Below are 13552 nucleotides of genomic sequence, written 5' to 3'. Positions count from 1 at the left end.
TTGTTTGAAATTAACTTAAAAAATATCTATAACTTTTTCATTTCGCCATTTACATACCTCGTGTGAAAATAAAAAGTTCGGTAAACAATTTCTATAAAAATAAAAAACTTGAGACAGGAATTTTATTGATGCTGTCTCAAGTCCGTATTTGTTAAATTCGATTCAAATGAATAATTAGCTTAAAGCTTTCATAGTTATATGAACTTAATACAATTGTATTGATATTATCACCAATATCTGTGAACCTTAGTAATGCAAATTTATCTCCTTTTATTGTCTCTTGATAAAGTTTAGCTTTTCCTCTTGTTCCATAAACTAAATCATATGATTTAAGTGGATCTGAAGTTGTAAGATAATCAGGTATGTCTACCAATACTTGTGAGGTTTTTGCTGTACCAAACATACGCATGAATATACCAGTTTCTACGCGAACAGGATTATTTAGTTGTCCATACCATGAATTCTTTTTTCCTTTAGATTTGATATTCATAGTGGCAACTACATATTGATTCTTATAATTAATCTTGATGTCCGGAGTATCCGGATGAGAAAAATTGTATACATGGTTTCCATATACTAGAAGTTGTTTAATACTTGGTAATTTTAATACTTTTTGTACATCCTTTATATTGTTATAACTTATGTTGACATAGTTTAAGCGCTTTAAGATTGTAACTTTGTTGTATTTTATGACCTTATAATTGAATAATTGGTCAATATCCTCTTGATCAATTCTATTGTTTTCTAATGATATTTCTTTTAGTTTTGTTAATTTCTCTAGCCCTGCAATGCTTGAAATTTTATTTCCCCTTGCATAGAGGGTCTCAAGATTTGGAATGTCTACTATGTATTTAAGTGATGTGATTGATTTTGTACCTGAGCTATTTTCATTTACATTCAAATAGGTTAGCTTATCTAGCTTTGCAAGAGGCTTATAATTTGTAACATGATTTCCTTTAATCGTCACTAATTTTAGATTTTTGGCATATTGTAATCCTTCCAGTGAGGTTAATGGTTTTCGACTGTTATCACTTGCTACTGAATAGTTCACTTTTTTTACTTTTAACATCGCCCCTCGTGTCAATGTTTTCACACCTAGTTCATGCTTTAAATAGCTTTTTAATTGTGGGTCAGGTACATTAACAACTTTGTTTTTATCTGATGTGGCTGCTTGTGAATTTGTTGGAAAAGTAATTATCATTAACAAAAACATTACTATGTAAAAAGTCGTAATTCTATCCCGCTTCAACATGTACTATTCCTCCCAAAAAAAATAGAGTGACTACATACTTATAGTCACTCTAATCATACAATATATCTATCAAAATTCCTACTTTTTATAGACAATATACGAAAACTTAATATGTTCATCTGTTTCAAACACTTCAGATTCAGAAACTTTTTTCCATTCAGAACCATACTCAGGAAAATACGTATCACCGTTAAACTCATGTTGGATTAAAGTTACATAAAGAACATCTGCAACTGGAAGGGCCATTTTAAATATTTGTTCCCCGCCGATTACCATTATTTCTTTATCTTCCTTCTTTGCTAACGCTAAAGCCTCATCGAAAGAATGCACAACAACAATACCTTCAGCTTGATAGCTAGTATCTCTTGTAATCACAATATTGGTCCTTCCTGGCAGAGCTTTACCTATCGATTCAAACGTTTTTCGTCCCATAATCATCGGCTTTCCCATTGTAGTCTTTTTAAAATACGCTAGGTCACCTGGTAAATACCAAGGCATCGCATTATTGTAACCAATTACACGATTTTCGTCATGTGCAACGATTAATGAAATCATAGTAAAATCCCCTTTACACTGAAATAGGTGCTGAAATTCGTGGATATGGATCATATCCCTCGATTACTAAATCTTCCAGTTCATAGTCAAAAATTGATTCTTTGTCCGTTTTAATGACTAGTTTTGGTAGAGATTTTGGTTTACGAGTTAATTGCTCATTCACTTGTTCTAAGTGATTTTTGTAAATATGTGCATCTCCTAAAGTATGCACAAAATCTCCTACTTCAAGTCCACATTCTTTTGCAATGAGATGTGTAAGTAATGCATATGAAGCAATATTAAAAGGTACGCCAAGGAAAACATCGGCACTACGTTGATAAAGTTGACAAGAAAGTTTTCCATCTGCTACATAGAATTGGAATAGTGAATGGCATGGTGGTAAAGCCATATCATCCACTTCAGCTGGATTCCATGCTGTAACAATATGCCGTCTGGAATTTGGATTTTTCTTTATGGATTCAATTACATTTTGAATCTGGTCAATTGTTCCACCTTTTGCATCCGGCCAAGAACGCCATTGTTTCCCGTATACAGGGCCGAGATCACCAAACTTTTGAGCAAACGATTCATCTTCTATTATTTTCTTTTGAAAATTGGCCATTTGTTCATCATATTGTTGTTTAAATGCTTCATCTGTTAATACCCGATGACCAAAATCAGTCATATCTGGTCCTTTATATTCTTCGCTATTTACCCATTTTTCAAATGCCCATTCATCCCAAATATGATTATTTTGGGCAATTAGTGTGCGGACATTCGTATCTCCTTTTAAAAACCACAATAATTCTGTCGCAATTAAACGAAAAGCAGTTTTTTTTGTGGTCATTAATGGAAAACCATCTTGTAAATTATATCGCATTTGATAACCAAATACGCTCAACGTCCCTGTTCCGGTACGATCTCCCTTATCATTACCATTTTCTAAAATATGGCGGCAAAGGTCCAAATATTGTTTCATCGATTATAGCCTCCAATTTACATACTAGGTTTAATAATAGCATTGCAAGATAAAAAAGTTCTAGGATATTTTTTGAAATTAATTAAAACGACTATACACCATTTCAAGACTTCGCATATTTTATAGTAGGCCTAAAAGAAGGAGGGGTCATTCATGGGATGCGAAAATCAAGGTAACTATGGAAACAACAACAACTTTGCAATAATTGTTGTTCTATTCATCCTATTAATTATTGTTGGCACAGCGTTTGTCAAAAATAATAATTATTGCTAACAAAATTACTAGATAAATTTTTTCGAAACTATGTAATACAACCAAACAAATAGTTGCACATCATCATATTTTAAAATAGACCTAAAAAAGGAGGGGACTACATGGACTACGGAAACTATCAAGGTGGGTATGGTAACAATAACAATTTCGCTTTAATTGTTGTCCTATTCATCCTATTAATTATTGTTGGCACAGCGTTCATTAATAAATATTAATTAATAAAAAAGTGAACAAAGTGTCAAGTGAACTCCATACAATTGTATGGAGTTCCTTTTGTACTTTAAATCCTAAATAAAATAACCCCATTGTCCTGTTTTAATCCGCTAAAGTAATGAGAAAAAAAGAAGCGTCCATCCAACAAGGATTCAACGCTCCAAAATTCCTTATTTAAAAGATTCTGTTAAGTATAATTAGTATGGGCTATAGTATGGATAACTGTAATAAGGCGGGTATCCATAATACGGCGGATATGGTGGATACGGTGGATAGTATGGATAGTATGGATAAATTGGGAAAATCGGAAATGGATAAAATGGTCTTCTGCGACCGAAGTCTTCATCGATTCTGCGTCCTCTTTCAGACTCCCGAAACCTGTTTGGTTGATAAATATTTCGCATTCATATTCCTCCCTTCAAATTCTATATAGATTATGCTTTGGTAAGATTAACAGTCTATACGTTTGCCTAAATTTTACCTAACCTAAAACGGGACTCAGTATCACTTGAGCTCTTTTACTTAAATTACTTTGAAATGCATTTTAAAATTGTTAGCACTCACTTGACATGAGTGATAACAAGATGTATTATTATAAATGTAAAGAGGATCAGTTAAATGATTCCCCTTTCGAAGAAAAAATTAAAAAAAGAGGTAATGAACTATGTCAAACTTATTTCCAACAGGTCGTAATTTCTTTTTCCCACAATTCTTCGATCAAACATTTGATTCTTTCTTTACACCAATGAACCAACCAAGTGTAGACATTGAAGAAAAAGAAGATTCGTACATCATCAATATGGATATTCCTGGTATGAACAAAGAAGACATCAATGTCACTTACAACAACAATCTCTTAACTGTTGAAGCAAGCCAAAACCAAGAAACTGAAAATAAAGATGAAGCAACAAATTATATTCGCCGTGAACGCGTAAGTCATTCTTTCAAACGTCAATTTGTAATAGACAATATCCAATTTGATGGAATTGAATGCAAATACGAAAACGGCGTACTCAATATCAACTTGCCTAAGAACGCTCAACATATAATTGAAAATAACCATAAAATAGAAATTCAATAATTCAATCTTACAAGCACCAAAAATTGCAAGTAAGAAATAGAAAAGCCAGATGCTAATGCATCTGGCTTTTCTATGTTTAATGATTCGTGAAATATAAAGAAGGTTTAAAAAAAACTCTCATGTCCTCTTTCACACTTTTCTATCTATTTAATGAATGAGGAGGTGTTAATTGAAATTTACAACTAAGTTTTTAGCTATCCTTATTTAAATTACTACACATACCTGTCTTGGAGGAATGATTCATGAAATTTTTATTTAAAGATAAACCACTAATTGTCCTAACAGAATTAGCGACAATAATCGGATTAAATGAAGCTATCATTTTACAGCAACTTCATTATTTTTTATTAAAATCACCCATGAAATTTGAGGGATTTACATGGTACAAACATTCATTTGATAGCTGGTCAAAACAATTTCCATTTTGGTCGCACAACACTATTGTTCGTGCGTTTACAAGGCTTGAAAAGAGGAATTACATTGTTTCTACTAGCAAATTCAATTCATATAAAACAGATCGTAGGAAATGGTATCGCATTGACTACGAGCGACTTTATGATGAAATTACTATTCAAAATGAGTACGGCATTCTCCCAAATGAAATGGAATCTATCAACCAAAAAGATGTAAAGAACGAACCCACTTTGGTTCACTCATCTTTAAGAGAATGTACTTTAAAAAATAAAAATAAAGAGAAAGTTAAAGAAGTTATGGATTATTTAAATCAAAAAGCTGAAAAAAACTTCAAATTATCTGTCCAACATGAAAAATTGATTCAACCATTAATTAATTTAGGCTATCATTTTGAAGACTTTAAGAAAGTCATTGATCTAAAAACGGTGGAATGGAAAAATGATGCAATAATGACAAACTATTTACGACCAAGTACATTGTTTTGCTTAAACAACTTTCTAAAATATCATGATGAATGCGAAGCAAAATTGAGACCAAAAAAACGAAAATACAGGCCCATCATCCTTGATTTTACTGCTGGAGAAAACTAATAATCAATGTTTGTTAACCTGACAAACAAGATGATCAGCCAATCAAATTGCTAGTGCTATATTGGCTAATAAATGGCTTGCAGCTTTTATCTAGTCTGGAGGCTTTATTGAAAAATTAAAAAAGCCCACCTATTAGATGAGCTTTTTAAGACAACCACTTAGGTGGCGTATCTTTTGACCAATAAATTTCCCCTAGATTATAGTGTGAAGCGAATTGGTCTGTATATGTGTGATAATGAAAGTTATAGTAATAGCCATCGAAAGGACGATTTTCTGTGCGTACATGGAAGCGGATTATGTCTTTTCCTGTTGATGCATTATAAATATGGAACATTTTTTCTGAATAGTCACCACTTGGTCTTTCTGTTACGCCTAAATATTTAGTATCTTCTTGAGTCATTTCAGCCAAAGTCATATGAATAGCTTGTTCGATTTTCGGGAAAATTATGGTATCAAACTCATTGCTGATTTTAGGACCAACTTTGGTACCAAACTTCATATGTGCTTGTTCTTTTGCTTGATCAAAAATTTGACTAGCACTTACTTGCTTTTCTTCTATTAATTGATTTTGAAAGCTATTGTTTATGTAATTTTCTTCTAATGATTGTTTAGAAAGCTGTGTTTTATGATTACTGTTATGTTCTAATAAGTTCTCCCAAATTGCATGACTTGGTGATATTAAACCAAGAGATAGAACTGCAACTGTCGGAACTAATAACTTTTGAAGCCATTTCTTCATCATTTCCACCTACTTTTGCCAATTTAACAACTACTATTTTAATACTATATACGATTTTTGAATGTAAAGGTTTCATCTTTTTGTAAATCATTGTACAATAAAATAGAAATTATATGTTAAAATTATATGTTCGTTTTTATACAGAAGGAGGGCAAATTTTTTATGTCAACTGCTATTGGAATTGGTTTTTTAGCACTTTTAGTATATTTAATGTCTCTTTGTATTACTGACTAATTTAACACTTCAAAAAAAAACGGATGAACTATGAGGTATCTTGCCTCATAGTTTTTTTATTGCCAAAAATCAATGTGCAAAATGATGTTTAATCTGTACGTTATACATGAAATCGAAAAATTAATCGTTTTCAAGAGCAAAATATGTATTAAAAAATTGTTGATTTTACCTACATATTTTTTTATAATTATAAACGTTACCTACGATAACTATTAACTATGGTAACATTTTAAAAATTACTATACTCATTTCATCCAAATACCATTCAACTTTATCTCATGTATGGAGACTATCTCCAAAGATTTTGTATCAAACTTTTAAATCATGATTCTAATGCTTGTAAACTGAATGATTTATTTGTATCGTAGCAATATTTGACCGCTAAGTTTTTTGAGGTATGTAATTTTTATTTGAAAATTTATAATAATTAAAGGAGATTTTTATGCAGAGAGAAAAACTTTGGAAAAAAGATTTTATTAGCATTACCACAATCAACTTCTTCTTAATGCTCACCTTTTACCTTTTGATGGTAACCATTTCTGTCTTTGCCTCGGACAAGTACAATGCAAATGAAAGCATTGCAGGTTTAGCATCGAGTATTTTCGTGCTAGGTGCATTAGTTGGCCGTATTTTCGGTGGGAAATATATTAATAATATTGGCCGTAAAAAGATATTACTAATTGGTATTTTCATCATAATAATTAGTTCAGTTTTATATTTCATTACAGGTAGTCTAGGATTCTTAATGTTTAACCGCATTCTTCATGGATTCGCGTTTGGGGTTGCTGGGACTGCGACAGGTACTATTGTTGCTCAAGCCATTCCTCAAAGTCGAAAAGGTGAAGGGATTGGATATTTTGCATTAAGTATGACTCTTGCGACTGCCATCGGGCCATTTATTGGGATCTATATTTTACAACACTTCGATTTCCAAGCGATTTTCGTATTTTGTTTCTTTTGTATTGTAATAAGTTTTATTCTTTCTATTGTTATCAAAGTGGAAGAAATAAAACTCACAGCGGAACAATTAAATGAAATGAAAGGTTTTAAAATTTCTAATTTCATCGAAAAGAAATCTGTTCCCATTACATTAGTTGCAACAGTAACTGCCTTTTGTTATTCCGGTGTATTATCCTTCTTAACTTTCTATGCAAAAGAACAACATTTAACAGATGCTGCCGCATTCTTCTTTGTTGTCTATGCAGTGGCAGTGCTAGTCACCCGTCCATTCACAGGTCGCCAATTTGACCTAAAAGGACCAAACTTTATCATGTACCCTGCGCTTATTAGTTTGTTTATCAGCTTATTCATTTTAAGTCAATCAAGTATTGGATTGGTATTATTAATAGCCGGAGCACTTCTTGGATTTGGCTATGGTACGTATATGGCAAGTGCACAAGCAGTCGCAGTGTCATCAGCTCCCGCTCATCGTATCGGACTAGCTACTTCTACCTTCTTTATCTTAACGGATATCGGCTTAGGTATTGGACCGTTTGTTCAGGGGTTATTCGTACCAACTGTTGGCTATAGTGGATTGTATATCATACTTGGTATTTGTGGCATCCTATGTCTGCCATTACACCATTTCTTATATGGTAAAAATGCACCAAAAGGCAATGCATAACGGATTAATAGATTAAAAAGAGAAAAGGTATAACTTTTCTCTTTTTCATTGTTACTTCTCCTATTTCATATCATTTATTTGTAATCCCTTTTAATAACTTCTATACTCAAAATAGACATTCATTTTTAACGCGTATGTTTTAGGAGGTATCCGTTTTGGACGAACAAAACTTTTTTCATCATTTTTTACTACTATATCGCCCTTTAAATAATGCATTAAATAAAAAATTAGAAGAATATAATCTTTTTACATCTCAATGGTCTATTCTTTTTTATATTAATAAATATGAAAATATTACATTAGTAGAAATTGCAAAACATCTATATGTGGAGCGACCTACGATTACCCGTGCAGTTTTAAAATTAGAAGAGCTTCAATACATCGAACAAATAGCTGGGAACAATCGCCGTGAGAAGAGAATCCAGCTAACGTCACTCGGTCAAAAAGTGTATAATGATATTCGTGAAACGATGGATTCCTATCAACATCGAGTTTTAAGTGGTGTATCGGATGAAGACTTGAAGAAAATGATTCAATTAATGGCTTCGATTCGTTCAAATATAGTAGAAGAGTAAAAGAACCTGCGATTTAGAAATCGCAGGTTCTTTATTATTTTTGTTCTTCTAAATGAAGAATACCATAATGGAATTTTGTATTTGGGCGGATATCTCGCTCAAAATCATATCTTGCAAAGAGTGGTGATCGAAAATGAGCTTTTAATACAACTCTTTTCTTTGCCACTCGCTTTGCTTCTACTATCCATTCATCTGACAACGAATCGTGTAATCCTGCACTTCTAAGTGGTGCAAAATTGATGGATTCTTCAATCGTTTCTTCAAACATTGGATCCATATAAACGACGTCAAATGAATGATCGGGTTGCTGATTTAAAAAGTCAATTGCTAAACTAGGGATTACCGTGATGTTTTCCATACATTTTAGTAAAGGTAGTTCTGAAATATCGTATTGTTTCATACCTACATCTACGATAAAGGCAATATTAGGATTACCTTCACATCCTACTACTTTCCCAGTCACCCCCACTGCAAAAGCAGCTACAATACTATCCGAACCTATTCCTAATGTACAATCTAGAAATGTATCACCGGATTGTAGATTTACTGCTTGCAAAAAGGGATCATGTTCTCCTCTTGCAATGCGTTTTAAACGGAAGGCTGCAGAACTTGGATGAAAGAAAAATGGTTCGTCGCTACACATTGGGTAGTATTCAAATCGATTCTTCCCTGCAACTATTACATTTGCTTTTTCATATTCTGCAATTTTCCTCACAGACCTTTTTCTTCTTTCAACAAACGGTGCATTTAATACCTGACAAGCAAACTCTGCTAATCTCCTAGAATTTTCATCAGGTCTACCTGCAGTTGTAACGATTGTTCTTATTTCGCACATACTTGATCAAGCACGCCAGCTAAATGATCGCGAACTTGTTCCATTGCATAACCTTCAATTTGTTCACGTGGGATAAAGTAAGCTAAATTTCCATCTTGCCATACTGCAATAGATGGTGAGCTTGGTGGCACTTCTTCAAAGTAACTACGCATTTGCTCAGTTGCTTCACGATCTTGGCCCGCAAAAACCGTTACAAGATGATCGGGTTTGCTTTCTGCTTTTTCAAGTGCTGCTGCAACAGCTGGACGCGCTAAACCTGCTGCACAACCGCAAACAGAGTTAATCACGATTAATGATGTTCCTTTTGTTTCTTGCATATGATCTGCTACTTCATCAGGAGTTTTTAATTCTGTGAAGCCAACATTTACTAGTTCTTCGCGCATTGGTTTTACAATGCCTTGCATATATTCTTCGTATGCATTCATGGTTTCAACCTCTTTCATATTTTTTCGTTTCGCCTTATATAAAAGGTTTTTCGCTCTTTTATTTTATATGTTCTTTCGTATTATTTCACGACTTTTCACTTTTAATGTGATTTTTTGTGATTTTCATGTGATATTTATAAAAAACACTGATTAAATTATTTAAGCAATATGATATATTCGAAACAAAAAGTAAAGACTTAAAACTTCAATTAAGAAACTGGTGTGTTTGGCACTGAAACAGAAAACATCCAATTGAAGAAATAACACTTAGACCGCATTTGCGGTCTTTTTTTATTTATAAATTAATGAATTAAAAAATCTAATATTCCAAATGGTTTTTGTTACCAAACTCTTCGAAAAAATGATCATCTGTTAGTTTAATAACTCTTTATATATTATTTAGCGAATTCCTTTTCTGGCACCCTAATATATCTGTACCTCCAGGTATGTAACCTTAACTATTACTGCTTCTGTTTAATTATTAAATACTCCAATAAAAGTTTCAAAAACAATATATAGGGAAAAAGAGCTAAAAGTATTTGTTTAACTATTTTTATTATTCTTTAGAATTTTTAAACTTATAAATTATGCTATTTTAGCATTTAATTCATGAAAAGGAAATCAAAAGAATTAAACTAAAAAGGATGATTGTTGTGGCAAAACCATGGGAAAACGATGAGATTAACTATTTATTAGAAAACGCCGGAAATGTTAAAGTATCAACAATTGCAAAAAAATTAAATCGTCCTGTGAATGGCGTAATTATTAAAATGAAACGGCTAAATATTTCCAATACCAAAAGCCAAATCGGTTTATTAACAATGGGAGAACTCGCACAAATAATAAACGTCGATAGAAAAACTGTTGAAAATTGGTGTTATAATCATAATTTGCCTTATACAAAAAAGAAAACCAGATTTAAGAAAACCTTTTACTTTATTAATCCGAAAGACTTTTGGGAATGGGCTTATATTCACAAAGAGCGTATTGATTTTTCAAAAATCCCTCACAATGTTATTGTGCCTGAACCAGATTGGGTTGACAAACAAAGACTAACTAAGAGAAAAATCAAAGGGAATTATTATTGTCCTTGGACAACAGAAGAGGAAAAAATTCTCATAAAACTTCGTGATAATGGAGAAACCTATAATTCCATAGCCAAGAAATTAAATCGTACAGTAAACGCTGTAACTAACAAATATAAAAGATTGACCGAAAATAGAAAAGTATAAAAAATAATACAAAAAGGTAATTTTTACTTATTTATATAATTTTTAACACTATTCAGCAGTATAGTAATAGGTTAATTTTTAAGATAATAAGAAACTCAACGAATTTCTATATTAAATCTTTTTTGAAGGAAATTCTAATTATTGATGATTCACGTTTTATGAGAGATTATATTAAAAAAACCCTCAAAGTAGCAAATTTTACGAAATTTATTGAAGCCGTGATGTATTCCATAATTTAGCGCACTTGCCTGAATGATATAATTTCGCTCTGCACCAGATATTCCTTCAATACTATCGATTTTTGGACACATAACGAAATCTGAGTACTTTTCGCCAAGATGAGGAAAATACCAAAAATATAAAGTTTCATCAAGCAATTCTTCTTTAGAAACGAAATTTTTGTCTCCCCTTGATGTATGTTTTTTAGATATTTTCCCCTAAGAATTTTTCCGATACATAAAAAAACTAATGAAGGCGTTTTTCGATTATATTGCCCTAAAAAAAGGATAGCACCTGATTGTTGAATTAATATCTCCAATTAACATTACAATTATTATTGTTTTTCAAGGTTATTTTGTGCTTTGATACCAAGCAATTGCTTTTTGTTCAATCTCCAAGACTAGCTTTTCTTTGCCTTTAATATATGATTCAAATGTTAAAGGGAAAACGTTTGGAAAGATTCTCTTTCAAATCTCCATACTCTTTTGCGACATCTGGATATGACATCAAGTAATCACGAAATGCAATATGACGATCAATTTTTGAATGTCTATAAAAGTATTTTCTTTGCGAAACTAGATTACTTTTTCAATTACAATTTCATTTTCTTTTCTTATATAAGCTTTAAATCTTTTCAATTCTCCTGAGTACATATAAGGAGCAATTTCCTTATTAGAAATTTTATATAGGAATATATATTCATTCTTATCTTTTAAATTCCAATAAATATCATATTTTTTTGAAGATACAGTAAATTTTTTAAGAAAATACTCAAACTCATTTTTATTTAGTTGTTCTCTAAGTATATCGAAATTAACTTTTATACTTTTAATCAATTTACTTCTTACCTCCTCTCTATCTAGTCATTTCGACAAATAGGAGTGTTTACCTTTTTAAGAAATGTTAATTACTTGTAAATAATTATGTTTATCAGATATAAAAAGCACATTCATTGGATGTGCTAAAATTTCTTAATAGGATATTTTAAATTGACCTAAAGTAAACCCATCTACAGATTCGATTTTCCCTCTCCAAAGGAAACCATTTGCTAATGGAAAAGAGTGCCCATTAGATAATAAGAATTGAGCGTTTAGGAGATTAATGAATTTATAATTTTCTATTTCCTCATCAACCTTCTTTATTTTAGTTAAAAACTTTTCTAAATCTTCTCCATTTTCAGCACTTATATTATAAAGACCCTTTTCTTTTAAAGATTGAATTAACCTTTCTCGATATTCATCGTTACTTATAAGCGTTCCAGAAATTATGGTACCGTTTATATTTAAAGTTATATCCGCTTGAAATCCTGTAATTTTATTAGCTAAATGATTAAATGTCTGTAATACTACATCATTTTGCATTGCAATACTCCTCCTTTCAGAAAGTAGTATTTACCTTTAAATAAATTTCAACCCATTTTTGACAATAAAAATAACGCTAGTCGATTGACTGCGTTGGCTGCACATTAGTTACTGATGTTTATTAAGCTGCATAAGCTTGTCCAGTTATTTGTTGGTACTGATTAGGAGTAATTTTACCTTTCCTAGAACCAAAATCCAATTCTTCGTTTGTCTCATCAATGATTATAGAATTACTCGTCAGCCTCAATTTATATCGAGCTATCACATTACCCAATTTGTCTTTGTGAAATAAAATTTCGACTCTATCTCTGTTATGACTTATTGTTAGATAATTGTTTTCGTAACGGACTGAGCGTTCGCTAATAGTTGGATTACAGGAATTGATATAAATCTTCTGCCGATCTAATGCCGTCTTGCGTGCAATTGAAACCATTTATTTCACCACTTTATATTTTTTATAATAACGAACCATTTGCGATTCTTGAACGTATATTTTATTATCAATTTGTTAAAAATGGAGCTAGACGGTCTGCCAACCGTCCGCTCTCGACTCTCTTTCGATTCGTCACGTTTGAACTGCCATTCAAGCGTGTTTTTTTTTTGGAAACTCCACCAACACTGCATATGCTCCACCGTTTCGTTTTTCCGTTTGAATCTCAGTGAGTTGCTTCCAACCATGTTGTTAAAATATATTTTTTATTTAAACGAATCTAATTTCCTGAAACGTATATTTAATATCAAATCGTTAAAAATAGAGATAAGACGGGCGAGTAGACCGTCTTATAAATCACATGTAATTAGCAAAAGCACGTTTGAATTGCACTTCAAGCGTGTTTTTTTTTGGAAATTCCATTAATACCGCATAAAGCTCCACCTCTTTTATTTTCAGTTTGTATCTTACTAATTTGCTTCCATCCACGTTGTTGGTGAGATAACACCATTTTCTCTACGTCATGCTTTGTTACACCACGT

Annotated in this window: 18 protein-coding genes; 7 read left to right on the top strand and 11 right to left on the bottom strand. The window is 31.9% G+C overall.

From position 1 onward, the window contains the following. Window positions 1-151: 151 nt before the first annotated feature. The 3 genes from ACWV26_RS06280 to ACWV26_RS06270 form a co-directional block, all read right to left on the bottom strand. Window positions 152-1252 carry a leucine-rich repeat domain-containing protein gene (locus ACWV26_RS06280; RefSeq protein WP_455897494.1) on the bottom strand — a complete coding sequence of 367 codons (1101 nt, stop codon included), beginning with the start codon at window positions 1250-1252 and terminating at the stop codon, window positions 152-154. Between the two features lie 78 nt (window positions 1253-1330). Further along, window positions 1331-1807 carry a dihydrofolate reductase gene (locus tag ACWV26_RS06275; protein ID WP_455897493.1) on the bottom strand — a complete coding sequence of 159 codons (477 nt, stop codon included), beginning with the start codon at window positions 1805-1807 and terminating at the stop codon, window positions 1331-1333. Window positions 1808-1820: 13 nt separating this feature from the next. Continuing rightward, window positions 1821-2765, bottom strand: a complete 945-nt coding sequence (locus ACWV26_RS06270; protein WP_455897492.1) for a thymidylate synthase — start codon at window positions 2763-2765, stop codon at window positions 1821-1823. Window positions 2766-2918: 153 nt separating this feature from the next. Between ACWV26_RS06270 and ACWV26_RS06265 the strand changes: the two genes are divergently transcribed. Together ACWV26_RS06265 and ACWV26_RS06260 are read left to right on the top strand one after the other, a co-directional pair. After that, a complete protein-coding gene (locus tag ACWV26_RS06265; protein ID WP_455897491.1) occupies window positions 2919-3038 on the top strand; it encodes a YjcZ family sporulation protein in 120 nt (39 codons plus the stop codon). A 101-nt stretch (window positions 3039-3139) separates the two neighbouring features. Beyond that, complete coding sequence (locus tag ACWV26_RS06260) at window positions 3140-3253, top strand: YjcZ family sporulation protein (RefSeq protein WP_455897490.1); 114 nt, start codon at window positions 3140-3142, stop codon at window positions 3251-3253. A 195-nt stretch (window positions 3254-3448) separates the two neighbouring features. Here the strand turns inward: ACWV26_RS06260 and ACWV26_RS06255 are convergent, their stop codons facing one another. After that, window positions 3449-3655: a hypothetical protein gene (locus ACWV26_RS06255; protein ID WP_455897489.1), complete on the bottom strand. Its 207-nt coding sequence runs from the start codon at window positions 3653-3655 to the stop codon at window positions 3449-3451. A gap of 260 nt (window positions 3656-3915) precedes the next feature. On the opposite strand from ACWV26_RS06255, the gene ACWV26_RS06250 reads away from it, so the two are divergent. Further along, entirely contained in the window at window positions 3916-4332 is a 417-nt protein-coding gene (locus tag ACWV26_RS06250; RefSeq protein WP_455897488.1) for an Hsp20/alpha crystallin family protein, read from the top strand. 242 nt (window positions 4333-4574) lie between these two features. Then, window positions 4575-5336: a conserved phage C-terminal domain-containing protein gene (locus ACWV26_RS06245; RefSeq protein ID WP_455897487.1), complete on the top strand. Its 762-nt coding sequence runs from the start codon at window positions 4575-4577 to the stop codon at window positions 5334-5336. Between the two features lie 145 nt (window positions 5337-5481). Here the strand turns inward: ACWV26_RS06245 and ACWV26_RS06240 are convergent, their stop codons facing one another. Then, the gene (locus ACWV26_RS06240) at window positions 5482-6075 is read right to left on the bottom strand and encodes a YpjP family protein (RefSeq protein ID WP_455897486.1); all 594 of its coding nucleotides are present in this window, start codon (window positions 6073-6075) and stop codon (window positions 5482-5484) included. Window positions 6076-6751: 676 nt separating this feature from the next. Here ACWV26_RS06240 and ACWV26_RS06235 point away from each other — a divergent pair. Further along, window positions 6752-7933 carry an MFS transporter gene (locus ACWV26_RS06235; RefSeq protein WP_455897485.1) on the top strand — a complete coding sequence of 394 codons (1182 nt, stop codon included), beginning with the start codon at window positions 6752-6754 and terminating at the stop codon, window positions 7931-7933. A 155-nt stretch (window positions 7934-8088) separates the two neighbouring features. Then, window positions 8089-8508 (top strand): MarR family winged helix-turn-helix transcriptional regulator, encoded by a 420-nt coding sequence (locus ACWV26_RS06230; protein WP_455897484.1) that lies wholly within the window; start codon window positions 8089-8091, stop codon window positions 8506-8508. A 34-nt stretch (window positions 8509-8542) separates the two neighbouring features. On the opposite strand, the gene ACWV26_RS06225 is transcribed toward ACWV26_RS06230, so the two are convergent. Both ACWV26_RS06225 and ACWV26_RS06220 read right to left on the bottom strand, forming a co-directional pair. Then, a complete protein-coding gene (locus ACWV26_RS06225; protein ID WP_455897483.1) occupies window positions 8543-9343 on the bottom strand; it encodes a class I SAM-dependent methyltransferase in 801 nt (266 codons plus the stop codon). Beyond that, window positions 9331-9768, bottom strand: a complete 438-nt coding sequence (locus tag ACWV26_RS06220; RefSeq protein ID WP_455897482.1) for a BrxA/BrxB family bacilliredoxin — start codon at window positions 9766-9768, stop codon at window positions 9331-9333. Before ACWV26_RS06220 ends, ACWV26_RS06225 begins: the two co-directional genes overlap by 13 nt. 653 nt (window positions 9769-10421) lie before the next feature. Here ACWV26_RS06220 and ACWV26_RS06215 point away from each other — a divergent pair. After that, the gene (locus tag ACWV26_RS06215) at window positions 10422-11000 is read left to right on the top strand and encodes an SANT/Myb-like DNA-binding domain-containing protein (RefSeq protein ID WP_455897481.1); all 579 of its coding nucleotides are present in this window, start codon (window positions 10422-10424) and stop codon (window positions 10998-11000) included. Window positions 11001-11648: 648 nt separating this feature from the next. Here ACWV26_RS06215 and ACWV26_RS06210 read toward each other — a convergent pair. From ACWV26_RS06210 to ACWV26_RS06195, 4 genes are all read right to left on the bottom strand, one after another. Further along, the gene (locus ACWV26_RS06210) at window positions 11649-11726 is read right to left on the bottom strand and encodes a hypothetical protein (protein ID WP_455898195.1); all 78 of its coding nucleotides are present in this window, start codon (window positions 11724-11726) and stop codon (window positions 11649-11651) included. Between the two features lie 68 nt (window positions 11727-11794). Then, complete coding sequence (locus ACWV26_RS06205) at window positions 11795-12055, bottom strand: hypothetical protein (RefSeq protein ID WP_455897480.1); 261 nt, start codon at window positions 12053-12055, stop codon at window positions 11795-11797. 135 nt (window positions 12056-12190) lie between these two features. Further along, window positions 12191-12580 carry a gas vesicle accessory protein GvpU gene (gene gvpU, locus ACWV26_RS06200; protein WP_455897479.1) on the bottom strand — a complete coding sequence of 130 codons (390 nt, stop codon included), beginning with the start codon at window positions 12578-12580 and terminating at the stop codon, window positions 12191-12193. A gap of 121 nt (window positions 12581-12701) precedes the next feature. Then, window positions 12702-13013 carry a hypothetical protein gene (locus tag ACWV26_RS06195; RefSeq protein WP_455897478.1) on the bottom strand — a complete coding sequence of 104 codons (312 nt, stop codon included), beginning with the start codon at window positions 13011-13013 and terminating at the stop codon, window positions 12702-12704. Window positions 13014-13552 lie beyond the last annotated feature (539 nt).

Source organism: Rummeliibacillus sp. JY-2-4R (assembly GCF_053847205.1).
The sequence above is the reverse complement of the archived record's forward strand: the minus strand, read 5'-3'. Positions and strand labels throughout refer to the sequence as shown.